The organism is Streptomyces minutiscleroticus (assembly GCF_014650875.1).
Taxonomy (GTDB): Bacteria; Actinomycetota; Actinomycetes; order Streptomycetales; family Streptomycetaceae; genus Streptomyces; species Streptomyces minutiscleroticus.
Genome location: NZ_BMVU01000030.1, coordinates 24,663 through 40,242 on the forward strand (window position 1 = coordinate 24,663; position 15,580 = coordinate 40,242).

The window sequence follows — 15,580 nt, forward strand, 5'->3', positions numbered from 1 at the left end:
TGTCCTTACGCAGTGGGCGGAAGCAGGTCGAAGAGCAGTTGGACGGCGCCGGTCCCCGGGTGCCGCACGGGGTGCGCGCGGACTCCGAACACCTCGGCGAGCAGGTCGGGGGTCAGGACGTCGTGCGGCGGTCCGGAGGCGACGATCCGGCCGCCGGCGATCACGTACAGCACGTCGCAGTGCGCGGCGGCCAGGTTGAGGTCGTGCAGGGCGGCCAGCACCGTCGGGCCGCTGGCCCGGACCAGGGACAGCACGTCCAACTGGTGGGCGATGTCCAGGTGGTTGGTGGGTTCGTCGAGGACGAGCACCCGGGGCCGCTGGGCGAGCGCGCGGGCGACGAGCACCCGCTGCCTCTCGCCGCCGGACAGGGCCAGGAACCCGCGGCCGGCCAGGTGTCCCACACCGGTGCGGTCCATGGCCTGCGCGCAGATCGCCCGGTCCTCGGCGGCGGTCCGCTCCCGGTGCGGCAGCCGCCCCATCGCGACCACCTCGGCGACGGTGAAGTCGAACTCCGCCGACGACTCCTGGGGCAGCGCGGCCAGCACCCGGGCCGCGGCCCGGGGCGCCAGCGCGTGCACGTCGTCCCCGTCGAGCCGCACCGCGCCCGCCGCCGGCCGCAGCGCCCGGTACGCGCAGCGCAGCAGCGTCGACTTGCCGCTGCCGTTCGGGCCGACCAGCCCCACGAAGGAGCCGTCGTCCACGGTGAGCCGGATGTCCTCCACCAGCCGGGCCCCGGCCGCCTCGACCGTCACGTCCTCGATGTCGAGCCGCATGGGTCGCCTCCCCTCCTTTCCGCCGCGGTCAGCGGCTTCCGAACGCGTAGCCGCCGCGCCGCATCAGCAGCAGGAAGGCGGGGACGCCCAGCACCGCGGTGATCACTCCGACCGGCAGCTCCGCCGGTGCGAGCAGCAGCCGGGACAGCACGTCCGCCCACACCAGCAGGACGGCCCCGGCGAGCGGCGCCACGGCGAGCACCCGCCGGTGGTCGGCACCCACCAGCATCCGCACCAGGTGCGGCACCATCAACCCCACGAACCCGATCGCCCCGCTGACCGCGACCACCGTCCCGGTCACGGCGGCGGTGACCGCGAACAGCTCCCTGCGCAACCGCCCCGGCGGCACGCCGAGCGCCGCGGCGGTCTCGTCCCCCATGGCCAGCGCGTTGAGCGCCTCGGCCCGCACCCGCAGCCACGCCCAGCCTGCGGCCACGGTCACGGCGGCGAGCGGTACCTGGGCCCAGGTGGCGCCGCCCAGGCTGCCCAGCAGCCACATCATCGCGGCACGGGCCGCCTCACCGCGGGCCGCGCCGAACACCATCACCGTGGTGACGGCCTCGAAGCCGAAGGCCAGGGCCGTACCGGTGAGGATCAGGCGCAGCGGTGTGAGCCCGTGCGGCGAGCGGGCCACCGCGTACACCAGGGCCATGGCGGCGAGCGCCGACGCGAACGCCGACGCCGACAGGGCCCAGACCCCCAGTCCCGCGAACGCCCCGAGCAGGATGACGGCGTTGGCGCCCACGGCCGCGCCGGAGGAGACGCCCAGCACGAACGGGTCGGCGAGTGCGTTGCGGACCATGGCCTGGACGGCCGTACCGACGGCCGCGAGGCCCGCTCCGACGACGGCGCCGAGCACGGTGCGCGGCAGCCGGATCTCCCAGACGATGGTGTAGGCGGCGGCGTCCCCGGCGCGCACGGTTCCGCCCGTGAGGCCGGCCCACAGGAACCGCAGGACCTCGGCCCAGCCGATCCCGGCGGCTCCCAGGCCCACACCGCACACCAGCGACGCCAGGAGCAGGACCGCGAGCCCGAGCACCAGCGGCGCCGCGGATCTCCGGCGGCGGCCGGCTGACAGTGTCGAAGGTGGGGGCACGGGCACGGCGGTGGCGGTCCTTCGCCTCGGGCCACCGGGAGAGCGTCAGGCGGGAGACAGCCCGTACGGCACACCGGCCGCGCGGTCCCCTCTCGCAGTCCACGGCGAGCAGTCAACGGGTCGCACCACCCACGGGCGATCGGGCTCGCGCGACGGACCGTCAGGTCCCCGCGCACACCGTTGCGGGTCAGCGCCGGACTCTCACCGGACTTCCCCCGCGGGAGGCCCGGGCAGCTTAACAAACGCGGGTGCCGGCCGAGGAGGCGCAGCCGGCGCCCGCGGTCTCGGCGGCATCAGGGGCGAGCCGAGCCGTAGTCGAACAGCACCACCCGGTACCGCTCGGCCGGCGCGGGCACGACCAGCCGCCACATGTTCTGGTCACAGCCGAAGCCGTGCGCCAGGACCACGGCCGGGCCCGCGGCCGCCCCGCCGTCCGGGCCGGTGACCGGTCCGACGACCGTCACATTGTTCCTACGGCGGATGTCCATGCCCGCCGTCCTCTCACCCGCGGAGGATCGGACTCGGGCCGAGGTCGCCCGCACGCTTGACGAAGCACACAGAGGCACCTCCGGACCGGCCGGCCGCGTCGCGCGCGGCTCGGCCGGCGATCACTGGTCCGTGATGTCCAGAGTGACCTTGGACAGTGGTCGGCCCACACACGTCAGCACGTAGCCGTCGGCTCTCTGTCCCGGCGTGAGGCAGTTCGGCTCGCCCTGCGCGACCTCTCCGCCGCGGAGCCGCACCATGCAATCGCCGCAGTTGCCGACCGTGCAGGAGTACGGCATCGGCAGCCCCGCGGCGAGTCCCGCGTCGAGCAGCGTTTGGCCGGGCTCGACCACCACCGTGCCGACGGGACGCCCGTCCCGCTCGACGGTCATCTCCTGGGGCACCGTCGCCACGGTCCCGGTACCCCGTGCGCTGGTGTAGTGCTCCTGGTGCACCAGCTCGTCCGGGACTCCGAGCCCGGCCAGGACGCCCTGGACGGTGTCCATCAGCGGTCCGGGACCGCAGACGTAGTAGTGGGCGTCCCGGGCCGGGGACAGGCCGGTGACCCAACGACGCACGCCGTCCGCGTCGAGCCGCCCGTCGCGGCCGGTCAGGACGTGGGTGACCGAGAGCCGGTCGGGATTGTCCTTCGCCAGCCGGGTCAGCTCGTCGCCGAAGATGGTCTCTTCCGCGCTGCGGCTGCTGTGGAGCAGCGCGATCCGGTCGCGGCCCGGCCGGTCGGCGAGCCGTGCGCGGATCATGCTCATCATCGGCGTCACGCCGCTGCCCGCCGCGACGAGCACGATCTGATCCGGGGGCCGCGGCTCGGTGTGGAAGGTCCCCGACGGGCCGCACACCGCGAGGCGGTCCCCGGGGCGCAGGTTCCGGTGCACGTGGGTGGAGAACCGGCCGCCCTCGATGTGCTTGACGGTGACCTCGAGCCGGGACGACCCGGGTGCGGACGAGGCCGAGTAGGCCCGCCGCACCGTGCGTCCGTCGACGCCGGCGACGAGCGTGAAGAACTGGCCGGGCCGGAAGTCGAACGTTCCCGGGTTCTTGCCGACGTCCTCCAGCACGAGGGTGAGCGCGCTCGGTGTCTCCCTGCGCACCTCGGCGATGCGCACCTCTCGCAGAGGGTTCTCCGTTCCCTCCGTCCCGCCGTCGGCGGCGGAACGCCGACGCACGGAGCCACGGCGCCGACCGCCCGCACCGGGCCCGACGTCCTCGTAGCCCTCCTTGCGCAGTCCGGAGCGGTAGGCGCGGTTCATCACCAGCCGCAGCAACCGGTCCACCCCAGGGATCGCCCCGATGAGCCTGAGCAGGAACGCGGGAGGACCGCCGCCGGTCCCGGCCGAACCGGCCGCGAGGTGTTCCCCCGCCAGCGCCATCAGATCCGGCACCGTGCCGCGGTCGACGTGTGCGCCGGGGGTCCACGGCCGCGAGCGCGCCACGGCGTCGTTGCCGCTCACCTCGGCGTGCTCGACGTCGATGAGCAGCGCCAGGTGCGGGGGCGTCCCGCGCAGCGCCATCGTCTCCAGCAGCGCGGGATCGTCGGTGATCGCGCCGCGGCCGCGGACATGCAGGACACCGGCGCGCCCCGGAACGAGCGCGGCGAGCGAGAGCCGGTCGTCCTGGAGCAGGTTGTGGAGCGTGTCGGCGCGTTTGTTGCCCCTGCGGTCCGGAATGGCGAGCGTGCGGCCGTCCAGGATCCGCGCCACCGTCCGCCGGTCCCCCCGCGGACTCGTGTCGCTCCCACCGGAGCGGTCCCACGTGGACAGTGCGAGGAACGGGGCCGCAGCCAGGAACTCGGCGACGCCGGGTCGGCACAGGGGCCCGTCCCCCGCGAGTCCGGCGGCCGGCCCGGCCGGGACGGGCGGGCCGGGCGGGCCGGGCGGGCCGGGCGGCTGCCACAGGCGGGACCGCAGGACGGCCTGCGCGCAGTGCACGTAGGCCTCCTCGACGTCGACGGTCGTCTCCGCGCCCTTGTGCGCGGCCACCGAGCCGTTGACGCGCAGGACCTCCCCGACGCCCGGCAGGAGGAAGAAGAACGAGACCGGACCGTGCGGGACTCCGGACTCGGGCAGGGAGAACGAGATCCGCGTAGGCGAGTGGACGCGGGCGAACCCCGGGGTGCCGCCGATGAAGGTCGTCCTGCTGACGCCGTCGGCGTCCCGGTAGCCGAAGGCCGCGACCGGACACCGGGCGAGGACGGCCCGGCAGCCCTCGTCGAGGGCGCTGATCTGCTTGAGCACGACCACCGACGCCGGGCGGCCGACGACCGCCTCGACCTCGTCCACCGTCGTCAGCCGGCGCAGGGTGCTGGACTGGTTCGACTGCTGCACGAACTACTCCTCTCAGCCGAGGCCGACCGGCCCAGGGGCCGGCAGCCGAAGAACGAGATGTCCCGCTCGGGCACGCCGCGGTCGTCGACCGGATGCCGCCGCACCGACGTGGCCGGCCGGGTCGCCCGGCTCGGCCCGACGCACCCGGGACGACAGGGGCGAATCCCCGTGCGGGACGGACTCGACGCCGATCGCGTCGTCCGCGGGCCGCACGCGCCGGCCCGTCAGGTTGCGCACCCGCGGCCGGACCGGCTTCGGCCCCGGCATCAGCCGGGCGGTCCATGCCCCGTCCGGGACCGCCGGCATCCGTGACACGCCCTGTCCCTCGCGCGGGAGGAACAGCCGAACCGTGTGGCCGTCGCCGGCGACGGTGAGGTCCCGCACGGCCGGACCGCCGGGAGCGACGCTCGCGAAGCCCGGCGCGAGGAAGGTGCCACGACGCACCTCCGGCGTGGCCGTCGTGCGCGGCCCGGGTGGGTGCGCCTTGGGGATCACCATGTGTCCCCCGGATCGGCCGTGCCGCTGTCTTTGCAGGTCATGCCATTATTGTGAGCAATGACTCAGCTTTTTGACTACTCGCTTTTCCCACCCTGAGGAGGACCTGCAGATGCCGTCGGCCGACCGCCGTCTTCAGCCACGTCGCAAGCCCCGTCAGGTGCGCGCCGAGCTCACCCGCGAGCGCATCCTCACCGCCGCTGCTCACGTTTTCACCGAGTACGGCTACGCCGCCGGCACCACCAACCGCATCGCCGAGCGCGCCCGCATCTCCATCGGCTCGCTGTACCAGTACTTCCCGAACAAGGACGCCATCCTCGCCGAGCTGATGGTGCGGCACATCGACCGCGGCGCGTTGACGCGGACCGACCGGATCGATCTGTCCGCCGGCAGCCTGGAGGCGATGGCGCGGGTACTGGTCCGCGACGCGATCGACCACCACCGCGAAGACCCGCACCTGCTGCGCATCATGATCGAGGAGGCGCCGCTCTCACAGGAACTGCTCGACGCCATCGACCGGCACGGAAGGACGCGCGTCGGCCAGGTGCGCGACCTCCTCGCCCGGCACCCGGACGTCCGGGTACGAGACCTCGACACCGCGGCCGAGCTGATCGTGTCCACCGTGGAGATCAATACGCACAGGCTCATGGCCCATCCGCGGACCATCCCGGTCGAGACGTTCGAGAACGAACTGGTGGACATGGTCACCCGCTATCTGCGCGGCGACCAGTAGCCGCACCGGCACGGCGCCCCTCGTCGCCGCATCCACCGCGACGGCAGGAAAGGTGGACGCCGGCGCGAGAACCCGAAGGCGCAGCCGGACACGCGCCGGAAGGCAATGAGCCGATCCCAGCGCCGTGCAGGGCCGGGACCGTCACGCGCTCGGCTCGGTGCCCCGCGGTTCGAGCCGCTGATCACTGCACACGGGTTGCGTCCGTTCCTCTCGCCGACCGGAGGCGAGCCGCAGTGGGCGGCCGAGGCGACGCACGGCGTCGGGACGGCAGGAATCCGGTCGGCGGACCTCGAGACCGCGCCGCTGCGGTCCTTCGTCACCGTCGTGCGGGCGGGCGGCATCAGCCGCGCCGCGGCCACGCTCGGACAGGCTCAGCCCGCGCTCAGCCAGCAGGTGCGCAAGCTCGAAAGAACCGTCGGACGTCCACTGCTCCACCGCTCACCGTCCGGTGTCCCGCCGACCCGGGCGGGCGAGGAGCTCCTGCCGTACGCCGAACGCATCCTCTCGCTGTCCGCGCAGGCACTCACCGAGACCGGGCGCGTGCTCACCGGCCGCTGCGGTGTCGGACTGCTCGAAGACCTCGCCGCGTCCCAGCTCCCGCAGGCCCTCGCCGACCTCGCCCGGCTGCATCCCGACGCGACCCTGGAGGTGCTCAGCATGTCCGACGCCGCGATGCGGGAGGCCTACGACACGGGCCGCGTCCAGCTCGTGCTCAACGAGGTGGCGGCCATTCCCGGACCGCCGCGCCGGACGGTGCGCCACCCGCTGGTCTGGGCGATCGGCCAAGGCATGGACGTGGCCGCCGATCCGCTGCCGGTGGTGCCGTTCTCCGACACGTGCTCCTGACGTACGTCGGCGCCGGACACCCGGGAACGCGCCGGACGGCCCTGGCGGGTGGCGTTCGACAGCAACAGCCTGGCCGGTGTGCTCGCCGCGCTACGTGCCGGGCTCGGCGTCGCGGCGCTCCTGCCCACGAACCTCGAACCGGCCATGGCCTGCCACGACGCAGCCGCTCCGCCCGTCCTGCCGGACGTCGGACTCGGCCTCGCACGGCACCCCCGGTCCGAAGGCGACCCGCTGATCGATGCCGTGGAGACCGCGCTACGACGGACGATCTGAGTTCCGCGGCCGGCCGGCACAGTGACCCTGTGCACAGCCGGGCGGTCCGGGGCGAAGGCCCGGCGGACCGGGCCGTGTCCCCGTGCCCGGCAGTCGGGTCAGGAAGGCTGGACCTCGTCGAAGAGGGCGATGGCCTGGGAGGGGTCCGGACTCACGAGGCGTTCCAGACCGGCCGTCGTGATGTTCGCCCACCTGCCGGCCCGTGCCCACATCTGTTCCTCGAAGGCGCGGACGGCCTCGTCCAATTCTTCCGGGCCGGAGGCGGCGGCGATGGACTCGGCGAGTTCGGCGCCTTCCAGCATCGCGAGGTTCGCGCCCGCCCCCAACGGCGGCATCAGGTGGGCGGCGTCGCCCAGCAGCGTCACCCCGAAGACGTGGGTCCAGGTGTGAGGCACGGGAAGGACGTAGAGGGGGCGGCGGACGAACGTCGTGCCATGGCGCAGGAGGTCGAGGACGGGAGCGGCCCAGCCGTCGAACAGGGCCAGCAGGTTCGACCGCACGGCCTCGGCGTCGGCCGGGCCCAGGCCCGCGCGCCGGTCCGGGCCCATGTGCCTCGTATGCCGGTCCGGGTCCGTGTGCCGGTCCAGCTCCACGCGGAACTGGGCGTACACCTTGACGTGGCCGCCGCTGTTGCGCTGGGCGACGAGCGCGCGGTTCACGCCGTACACCGCCACGGAACCGTCGCCGACCAGCCGGGCGAGGTCGGGGTGGCGGGTGTCGACGTCGTCCAGGGAGGTCTCGACCAGGGTGACGCCGGTGTACTGCGGCGTCGCGGACGAGACCGCCGGACGCACCCGGGACCAGGCACCGTCCGCGCCGATCACGAGGTCGAACGTCTCCTGACGCCCGTCCGCGAACCGGACCAGCACGCCGTCCCGGCCCTCCGGCACCACCTCCGTCACGCCCCGCCCCCACTGCACGTCCAGAGGGCCGAGCAACAAGTCACGGAGTTGCCCGCGGTCGATCTCGGGATGGGCCCGCTCGCCCGGACGAGGCCGCCAGTCGCGCAGGACGGTCCCGTCCGTGTCCAGGATGCGCATGGCCTGCCCCTCGGGACGGGACAGCGCCTGGAACCCCGCCAGCAGCCCCGCCTTCTCCAGCGCCAGCTGGCCCATCCCCTCCTGCAGGTCCAGCGTGCCGCCCGGGGGGCGGGCATCCGGGGCGGGGTCGCGTTCGAGGACGGTGACAGGATGGCCATGACGGTGCAGGACACGGGCGAGGACAAGGCCGGCGGGTCCGCTGCCGACCACGGCGATACGGGTACGGGGTCTCATGCCGGTACAACGTACGGCCCCTCACCGAGCCGGTCCCGCCCCGTCACCGAACCGAAACGACGGCGCCGAGTCGATCGTGAGCGGGCCGGGCCCGAACGCGGTCCTCCCCCGGCCTACGGCCGACGGCGGGGACCGGCCCTCTGCGAGCGGAGCGTCCCCGTGACGTACCTTCCGGTCCGAGAAGCCGATGACGCGGGACGCCAGGGGTGGACGGAGGCCCAAAGTCCGTATCGCGCACTGCGCATCGCCTGACCGGCATCTGGCGGCCGGCGGCCGGCGGGGAGCCCGCGGGTCGTGAGCGGCTCGTGGGAGGAGCGGGCGACGGTTTCGACGCCGTCGCCGGTATGGACGGTACGGACACCGGAGAAGGGCGACGGTGTGATCACAACGCCGGAGTGCGGAGCGGAAACTCCCGTGCGCCGACTCGTGCGCCCCTGCGATCATCCCTGAATGGCGCACAGTCTCGAATCGCTGGTCATCCGGCACACCCACCGTCTTCCCTTCCCCAAGGGCTCCGCCGGGGAAGGGACCACCGCCGCGCGGCAGTTCGACGCGGCGCTGGCGTCCGTGGGCTTCAAGCTCTCGGCGGAGCTGCTGGAGCGGCTGGCGGGGCTGTCCGAGGCCGCGGTCGTGCACACCGCCAGGCGGACGCTGCGCACCGTGGGCGAGATGGTGGGCGACCACGTCCGGCACAACTCGTACTTCATCGACTTCCCGGCGAACGTACCGGACACCGAAGAGTTCTGGATGCGGTGTGTGACGAAGGCGCTGAGTGACGGCACGTCCCGCGACAACGTGCTGACGCAGCTGGCGCACGGTGTGCTGGACCTGCTCAGCCTCCCCGCGTACGGCCGCTACCAGCACACCTACGAGGAGATGCTCGCGGCGCAGGACGAGCTGATCGCCTCGGCGGGCGACCGGGTGACCGTCCTGCACCTCGGGCGGGACCTGGACGACGAACTCACGGACCTGTACCTGGCCCTGGCCGGCAGCACGACGCCCCTGGGCGAGGACCACCTGCGCGACCTCAAGGCCCTCGCCGAGCGGTGCGCGCCCGGCCCCCAGCCGGAGTCGATCCCGGTCCGGGAGAACCGGGCGGTCGTCAACGAGGCCCGTCTCGCCGCCGGCGCGGACCTCCTGCTGGACACCGTCACCGATGTGCTGCGACTGGCCTGCGCGCTGTCGGGCGGCGACGTGACGCTGCAGGAGCCGACCCGGTTCCGGACTCTGCCGCGGCCGGTCCGCCGTGCGCTGCTCGCGGGCCTCGACTCCGTGGTCGCGGCGAACCCCGCCAAGCTGGCCGACGTCCACGCGCACCGCGAGCCCTTCAAGCGGCTCGGTGAGCGTCTCCACCCGCACGAGTACCCGCACTGGCCGCACGCCGCCGACGTGTTCGCCGTGGCACGGGGGCAGAAGGAGGCGCGGTCCTTCGACAGCCGTGTCCAGCAGCTGCTCGACGAGCCCGACGTTCTCGGTGCGGTGCGGCTGCTGGAGTCCGCTCCCGGCAGACTGTTCCGCGCCCTGGACCTCCTGCTGCGTACCGCCGCCGGCCAGGAGGAGCGGGACGCGGTGGTGGCCGCCGCGGTGCGGGCCGCTCCCGCGGTCTCCGGCCGGGTCGTGCTGTCGGTGCGCGAGCACTTCCAGAACCGGGAGCCGGCCACCGGCGACCCCCGGGTCTTCGTCAACCGCCGGGGCCGCGGCTGGGCCGCCCCCGACGCCCGGCGGCCCGTACCCGCCGCCGACCGCGACCGTCTGGTCGCCGCCCTCGACGCCGAGGTGCGCCGCAGGCTCCCGGCGCCGGGCCGGCTGCTGCTCGACCCCGACGTCCTCGACGTGGCGCTCCCGCTCAGCGGGAGGGCGACCGCGGCCGGGCTCGGCACGCTGCCGCGGGGTTCGGTCTCGGCCGTCGACGGCGAACGGCTGCGCTTCTTCGTGTACTGGAAGGAGACCGGGAAGCGGACCGACTACGACCTCTCGGCGCTGCTCCTCCGCGCCGACTACAGCACCGACTCCTGGCTCTCCTACACGTCCCTCACGGCTGTCGGCGGCAGGCACTCGGGCGATGTCACCGAGGCGCCCGACGGGGCCTCGGAGTTCATCGACCTGTCCCTGGACCGGGTACGCGGCGCGTTCATCGTTCCGCAGGTCAACATCTTCGCCGGCGAGGGCTTCGAGGAGGTCGAGGAGTCGTTCTTCGGCTTCATGCTGCGCGACGGCGAGCAGAAGGGCCGGCCGTTCGAGCCGCGGACGGTGCGGATGAAGTCGGAGCTCCGCGGGGCGGGGCGGGTGGCGCTGCCGCTGGTGTTCCGGCGCGAGGACGACGGCCGGTGGCGCGCGAAGTGGACGCACCTGTACCTGAAGGGCGTCTCGTCGGCCAACCGCGTCGAGGAGAACCAGGTGTCGGTGTCCAAGGTGGTGCGCGCCGTCGTGACGCGCGAGTACCTGACGGTGCGCTACCTGGTCGGCCTGATGTCCGGCGACACGGCGGACGTGGAGCTGTGGGACGGCGGGCCGGTCCCGGACGGGCCCGTGACGTACATCGGTCTCGAACGTCCCGACGGGCTGCACCCGGACTCCCGCGTCATCACTCTCAAAAATCTGCGCGACGTGATCCCGGGCTGAGTGCTAACGTCGCCCGAGGCGAGGCCATGAAAGGGCTTCCTTCTTCATTCCTTTCCTGAAACAAGCTCTCTCGCTTCCCTCGCCCTCGGCATCGATCCGGGCGGCGCCCGCGCTCACCGCGCGGGCGCCGCCCGGATCGGCTCAGCGGCTGTCACATCCTTGTGGGCCGGGGCCGGCCGGGACCTCGGCGGTCCCGGCCGCCGACGTCATGACGCAAGGACGGAGTGCACGTGTTCGACCTGCGGCGCAACGGCGAAGTACGGCTCGGCCAGGGCCCGCCACCGGGCGAAGCCCTCGGAGGCGCGGAAGGTGACGGTGTGGTGCTCGACCGTCTCCCAGCGGACCATCAGCCGGTAGCGCGAGGGGTGCTCGACGCCGCGGAGCAGGTCGACCCCGTGGCAGCCGTCGGCCGCGAGGAAGTGGGGCAGGGCCTCGGCGACGGCCTCCTCGAACCCCTGCTCCTGGCCCGGCTGGACTTCGATCTGGGCGATTTCGGTGATCATGTGGTGCTTCTCCCTGGTCAGCCGCGCTTCTCGGCGGCGGCCTCGTGGTGCTCGGCGTCGCCCCGTGCGGTGACGCCCGTCTCTACCATGGTGCGGGTGACATCGACGGTGGCATGGATCCACAGGATGCGCATCGGCTCGGTGGCGGAGGCGTTGCGGAACCGGTGGGGCATGCCGGCCGGGACGTACGTGGTGTCGAAGCGGGTGACGTGGTGTTCGGTGCCGTCGATCTCCACGACGGCGTCACCTTCCAGGACGGTGACGCTCTCCGGGCAGTCGTGGGTGTGCAGGGCGATGCCCGCGCCGCCGGTGGGCGCGTCGTGGCGGCCCGGGCCGTCGGGGATCTCGCCGCCGGGGGCGAGCACGGCACCGGCGTCGCCGACGCACCGGCCCGTCTCTCCGGCGTACATCGCCTTCGCCCTGCCGACCGGCGCCGGCACGCTCGCATGACGGGACGGGCCGTGACGCCCGGCCGGCCCGGGGCCACGACGCGTCACCGAAGTCGGTGGGCCGCCTCCGTCACCGGAACGGACAGCTGCCGGGGTCGCGCGCCCCGTCCCGGACCCGTTCCGTGGAACCAACAGAGCACCGGGCACACTCTGCGTGTGTAGTACCTCGGCAAAAGGATGACATACGCATGATCACGCTCACGAAGGAAGACGGCCCGGCAGACCTGGACGGAGTGACCCATCTGTCCATCGGCGTGTCGTGGGACCCCACGGCCGGCGCCAGCGGCGGAGTCATGGGCCTGCTGCGCCGCAAGACCGGCACCGACCTCGACCTGATCGCCATCGCCATGCAGGGCGCGGACCCGGTGCGCCTGGCGGGCCTCGACTCCCTCGACCCCATGGGCAACGGCTCCCTGGTGCACAGCGGCGACAACCAGACCGGGCGCGGCGACGGCGACGACGAGACCGTCACGGTGGAGTTCGCACGCGTCCCCGCCAACATCACATCGATCGTGTTCGTCGCCGCCGCCTTCAAGAGGGGCAGCTCCTTCCAGAAGGCACGCAACATCAGCTTCAAGGTCTACGACGCGACCGGGGGAAGTTCCCAGCAGGTCGCCGACATCTGGCCCAGCCTGCTCACCCAGGACAACGGCTGCGCCGTGGCCAAGGCCGTGCGGGTCGGTGACACGTGGAAGCTCGAAGTGATCAACGCGACGGGGAAGATCAAGCAGGGCGACGAGCACGCCCTGATGCGCTTCGCCGTCAGCAAGTAGGACGCCCCTCGGGCCCGGCAGCCGGACGACCGCCGGGCCCCGCGGGACGCCGCGGTGCTCCGCACCCGCTTCACCGCCTCCGACCTGAGGCAACGCGCCGGACCGACGGTCCGGCACGACCGGTCGCCGTGCTCGTGCGCACGGCCTGCCCGTGTGCCGCGCGGCTCTTCACGCGACTGGCCCTGCCGGGCAGACCCACCGCGGCGCAGAACGCCGGGATGCTCATCCCGCGCCACGAGCACGCGATGTCGCGCCGGCGGAAGGCCACCCCGAACTCGCGGAGTCGGACCGCAAGCCGTAACCCCCGTCCCCTCTGCGCCGGTCGCCCCGAGGAGACGGAGTGCCGCGGTCAGCGGGGCGCCGCGTGCTCGCTGCGCCGCCGTCGTACCGGGCGCGAGCGTCGTCGGGCCTTCCGGCCCTTCGCGGACGCCGATGACCGGGCGGCCGGTGTGCAGTGATGCGGCAGGGGCCGTGGTCGGGGCCAGTGCGGTCACCGCCGTACGCTCCCCTCCCGTCACGGAAGGCGGTGCGGTGGGTTCTCGGCGGCGGTGGCGGCCGGTCCCGCGGGCTGCGCCGGCGGCCGCGTCGCCGGTGCGGACGGCCGGGGCTGCCGCCGGGTCAGGGCGACGCCGACGAGTACGACCGCCATGCCGAGGGCGGTCCGCGGGCCGAAGTCCTCGTCGAGCACGACGACTCCCAGCGCCACCGAGACCACGGGCAGCAGGTAGCCCAGGGTCGCCGTGCTGGTGGCGCCCTCTGCGGCGATGTTGCGGTAGGTCAGGTGGAACGTGGTCCCGGTGGCGACCACGCCCAGGACGATGACGACGATCACCGTCCGCGCGTCCGGCTCGACCGGTGACAGGCCGCCGGCCGGCAGAGTCGGCGCGGTGAGGACGGTCGCCGCGAGGAGCTGTGCCGCGGAGAGCGAGAGGGTGGGGATGCCGCGGCCGACCAGGTGCCTGCCCATGAACGCGAAGCCGACCGCGTAACTGGCCGCCGCGGCGGTGACGGCGAGGACGCCCAGGCCGCCCGCCCCGGCCGCCTGCCACGGGGCGAGGATCAGCACGACGCCGGCGAAACCGAGCAGGAACCCGCCCAGCCGGGCCGCCCGCAGTCCGCGCTCGGTTCCGGCGACGGCACCGATCAGCAGCGACCACAGCGGGGTCGTGGCGTTCAGTACGCCGGCGACGCCCGAGTCGATGCCCTGCTGGCCGAAGCTGAACAGGGCGAACGGTACGGCGTTGCAGAAGACGGCGGCCACGACGATGCGGCCCCGGACCGCCCGGCCGTGCGGGAGCCGGTGACCCGACACCCGGCAGGCGACCAGGAGCGTGACCGCTCCGAGGGCGCAGCGGCTGAAGGTCACCTGCACCGGAGTCAGTGCGTCCAGGGCCAGATCGATCCACAGGAAGGTCGATCCCCACAGCAGGGCGAGCACGCCGATCCGCGCCCACGCCCAGGTCCTCTTCATGACACCGATCCCCTTTGCGTCGTCCCGGTCGGCCCGAGAAACGGTGCCGCACCCCATTTGGAAGGACAAGTGAAAAGTTCTGCATCTTCGTTAAGCTGTGCTGCATGCTCGATGTGAGGCGCATGCAGGTGCTGCGCGCGGTGATCAGCAGCGGATCGGTGACCGCGGCGGCGGCCCACCTCGGCTACACGCCCTCGGCCGTCAGCCAGCAGGTGGCGGCACTGGAGAAGGAGGCCGGACTCGCCCTGCTGGAACGGGCCGGCCGGGGAGTGCGGCCCACGGCGGCCGGCCGGCTGCTCGGCCGGTACGCCGCCGACATCAGCGAGCGCCTGTCCGAGGCCGAGACCGCGCTGGCCGATCTGCGCGCCGGACGCACCGGACGGCTCACCGTCCGCTACTTCTCCTCGGTCGGCCCGACGCTCCTGGCCCCCGCCCTCGCCCGGGTCCGCCGTGAGCACCCGGGCGTGGCGATCGACCCCCTGCTGGCCGATCCGGACGAAACCCTGCCGGAGGTGAGCCGCGGCAACGTCGACCTGGGCATCGTCGTGGGCCGGCCCCCGGACGGGCAGCACGGCCGGAGCGTCCGGGTGGTGCACCTGCTCGACGACGCCTACCGGGCGGTGCTTCCCACCGGACATCCGCTCGCCGCGCACCGCGTGGTCGACCTGGCCGACCTCGCCGGCGAACCCTGGGTCGGCAGCGAGTCCCCCGGTCCGTGCCTCGACCCGCTCCTCGACGCCTGCGCCGCGGCCGGCTTCAGCCCCGACTTCGTGGCGAACTCGCAGGACTACGCCACCGCCCAGGGCTTCGTCGCCGCGGGCCTCGGCGTCAGCCTGATCCCCCGGCTGGGACTGGACGCCCGCCATCCCGGCGTCGTCGTCCGCCGGGTCCGCCGCCCCGAGCCCGTCAGGGCGATCTACGCCGTGGTCCAGGAGGCGTCCCTGGACCGGCCCGCACTGCGCACCCTCCTCGACACCCTTACGGGCACGGTGGGCGCGACGAGGAAGTGAGCCGTCCCCGGCCAGGCGCGCACCGTCCGAGATCTCCATGGGGCCAGGAGCGGTTCAGCCCCGATCCGCTCGCCCAGCGGCGTACGCGCCGAAAGCTCAGCGCCGTGACATCCGCCCCCTTCACCATGACCTTCACAGCCGTGGGGCCGTCTTCCCGACTTCCGCCGGCCGCGAGACCGCCGTCGTCCGCGACCCGCGCGGCACCGTAAAGCCACGTCACCCGGCTCACGCCCAGGTCACCCGGTCCGGACCGCCGGCGGCCGGCAAGGACGGCAGCACGTCCTCGCGGACGCGGGCGCAGCGCTCCTCCAGCTCGGCGGGCGGCGTGTCTCACCCCGCTCGCGGTACCCGACATGCTCGCGGGCGGCGGCCAGTTCCCCGGCGAACCGCTCCGGCACCGGCTCGCCGAGCGGGGCGGCGTACGGGAGGTGTCC

At 73.6% G+C, this 15,580-nt stretch carries 13 protein-coding genes and 2 pseudogenes; 6 read left to right on the forward strand and 9 right to left on the reverse strand.

The window, feature by feature from the left end; all coding sequences use genetic code 11:
* Nucleotides 1-5 precede the first annotated feature (5 nt).
* The 5 genes and pseudogenes from IE271_RS25540 to IE271_RS25560 form a co-directional block, all read right to left on the reverse strand.
* Entirely contained in the window at nt 6-773 is a 768-nt protein-coding gene (locus IE271_RS25540; protein ID WP_190192774.1) for an ABC transporter ATP-binding protein, read from the reverse strand.
* A gap of 28 nt (nt 774-801) precedes the next feature.
* Nucleotides 802-1,869, reverse strand: coding sequence for a FecCD family ABC transporter permease (locus IE271_RS25545; RefSeq protein ID WP_373308834.1), 1,068 nt, complete (start codon nt 1,867-1,869; stop codon nt 802-804).
* A gap of 299 nt (nt 1,870-2,168) precedes the next feature.
* Nucleotides 2,169-2,357 (reverse strand): annotated as a pseudogene (locus IE271_RS25550) (alpha/beta fold hydrolase); the annotation flags it as partial.
* Between the two features lie 120 nt (nt 2,358-2,477).
* A complete protein-coding gene (locus IE271_RS25555) occupies nt 2,478-4,697 on the reverse strand; it encodes a 2Fe-2S iron-sulfur cluster-binding protein (RefSeq protein WP_190192775.1) in 2,220 nt (739 codons plus the stop codon).
* Between the two features lie 12 nt (nt 4,698-4,709).
* Complete coding sequence (locus IE271_RS25560; protein ID WP_229919558.1) at nt 4,710-5,195, reverse strand: siderophore-interacting protein; 486 nt, start codon at nt 5,193-5,195, stop codon at nt 4,710-4,712.
* A gap of 109 nt (nt 5,196-5,304) precedes the next feature.
* Here IE271_RS25560 and IE271_RS25565 point away from each other — a divergent pair, with 109 nt between their 5' ends.
* The 3 genes and pseudogenes from IE271_RS25565 to IE271_RS42280 all read left to right on the forward strand — a co-directional run.
* On the forward strand, nt 5,305-5,925 hold the full coding sequence (locus tag IE271_RS25565; RefSeq protein WP_190192776.1) for a TetR/AcrR family transcriptional regulator: 621 nt from the start codon (nt 5,305-5,307) through the stop codon (nt 5,923-5,925).
* A gap of 195 nt (nt 5,926-6,120) precedes the next feature.
* Complete coding sequence (locus IE271_RS42275) at nt 6,121-6,771, forward strand: LysR family transcriptional regulator (RefSeq protein WP_229919559.1); 651 nt, start codon at nt 6,121-6,123, stop codon at nt 6,769-6,771.
* A 30-nt stretch (nt 6,772-6,801) separates the two neighbouring features.
* A pseudogene (locus tag IE271_RS42280) lies at nt 6,802-7,044 on the forward strand (LysR family transcriptional regulator); the annotation flags it as partial.
* A gap of 98 nt (nt 7,045-7,142) precedes the next feature.
* Here the strand turns inward: IE271_RS42280 and IE271_RS25575 are convergent.
* Nucleotides 7,143-8,318 carry an FAD-dependent oxidoreductase gene (locus IE271_RS25575; protein WP_190192777.1) on the reverse strand — a complete coding sequence of 392 codons (1,176 nt, stop codon included), beginning with the start codon at nt 8,316-8,318 and terminating at the stop codon, nt 7,143-7,145.
* A gap of 450 nt (nt 8,319-8,768) precedes the next feature.
* Here IE271_RS25575 and IE271_RS25580 point away from each other — a divergent pair, with 450 nt between their 5' ends.
* Nucleotides 8,769-10,940, forward strand: coding sequence for a TerD family protein (locus IE271_RS25580; RefSeq protein WP_190192778.1), 2,172 nt, complete (start codon nt 8,769-8,771; stop codon nt 10,938-10,940).
* Between the two features lie 206 nt (nt 10,941-11,146).
* On the opposite strand, the gene IE271_RS25585 is transcribed toward IE271_RS25580, so the two are convergent.
* Nucleotides 11,147-11,443, reverse strand: a complete 297-nt coding sequence (locus IE271_RS25585; RefSeq protein ID WP_190192779.1) for an antibiotic biosynthesis monooxygenase family protein — start codon at nt 11,441-11,443, stop codon at nt 11,147-11,149.
* A 17-nt stretch (nt 11,444-11,460) separates the two neighbouring features.
* Nucleotides 11,461-11,883 carry a cupin domain-containing protein gene (locus IE271_RS25590; protein ID WP_229919561.1) on the reverse strand — a complete coding sequence of 141 codons (423 nt, stop codon included), beginning with the start codon at nt 11,881-11,883 and terminating at the stop codon, nt 11,461-11,463.
* A gap of 197 nt (nt 11,884-12,080) precedes the next feature.
* On the opposite strand from IE271_RS25590, the gene IE271_RS25595 reads away from it, so the two are divergent.
* The gene (locus IE271_RS25595) at nt 12,081-12,665 is read left to right on the forward strand and encodes a TerD family protein (protein WP_190192780.1); all 585 of its coding nucleotides are present in this window, start codon (nt 12,081-12,083) and stop codon (nt 12,663-12,665) included.
* Nucleotides 12,666-13,179: 514 nt separating this feature from the next.
* Here IE271_RS25595 and IE271_RS25600 read toward each other — a convergent pair.
* Nucleotides 13,180-14,136, reverse strand: a complete 957-nt coding sequence (locus IE271_RS25600) for a DMT family transporter (protein ID WP_190192781.1) — start codon at nt 14,134-14,136, stop codon at nt 13,180-13,182.
* A gap of 104 nt (nt 14,137-14,240) precedes the next feature.
* Between IE271_RS25600 and IE271_RS25605 the strand changes: the two genes are divergently transcribed.
* Complete coding sequence (locus tag IE271_RS25605; RefSeq protein ID WP_190192782.1) at nt 14,241-15,146, forward strand: LysR family transcriptional regulator; 906 nt, start codon at nt 14,241-14,243, stop codon at nt 15,144-15,146.
* Nucleotides 15,147-15,580 lie beyond the last annotated feature (434 nt).

Excerpts from the sequence above, each read along its gene's own strand:
- IE271_RS25605 (WP_190192782.1), top strand. The coding sequence starts at position 14,241 with ATGCTCGATGTGAGGCGCATGCAGGTGCTGCGCGCGGTGATCAGCAGC.
- IE271_RS25560 (WP_229919558.1), bottom strand. The coding sequence starts at position 5,195 with ATGGTGATCCCCAAGGCGCACCCACCCGGGCCGCGCACGACGGCCACG.
- IE271_RS25600 (WP_190192781.1), bottom strand. The coding sequence starts at position 14,136 with ATGAAGAGGACCTGGGCGTGGGCGCGGATCGGCGTGCTCGCCCTGCTG.
- IE271_RS25595 (WP_190192780.1), top strand. The coding sequence starts at position 12,081 with ATGATCACGCTCACGAAGGAAGACGGCCCGGCAGACCTGGACGGAGTG.
- IE271_RS25580 (WP_190192778.1), top strand. The coding sequence starts at position 8,769 with ATGGCGCACAGTCTCGAATCGCTGGTCATCCGGCACACCCACCGTCTT.
- IE271_RS25575 (WP_190192777.1), bottom strand. The coding sequence starts at position 8,318 with ATGAGACCCCGTACCCGTATCGCCGTGGTCGGCAGCGGACCCGCCGGC.
- IE271_RS25565 (WP_190192776.1), top strand. The coding sequence starts at position 5,305 with ATGCCGTCGGCCGACCGCCGTCTTCAGCCACGTCGCAAGCCCCGTCAG.
- IE271_RS25540 (WP_190192774.1), bottom strand. The coding sequence starts at position 773 with ATGCGGCTCGACATCGAGGACGTGACGGTCGAGGCGGCCGGGGCCCGG.
- IE271_RS25585 (WP_190192779.1), bottom strand. The coding sequence starts at position 11,443 with ATGATCACCGAAATCGCCCAGATCGAAGTCCAGCCGGGCCAGGAGCAG.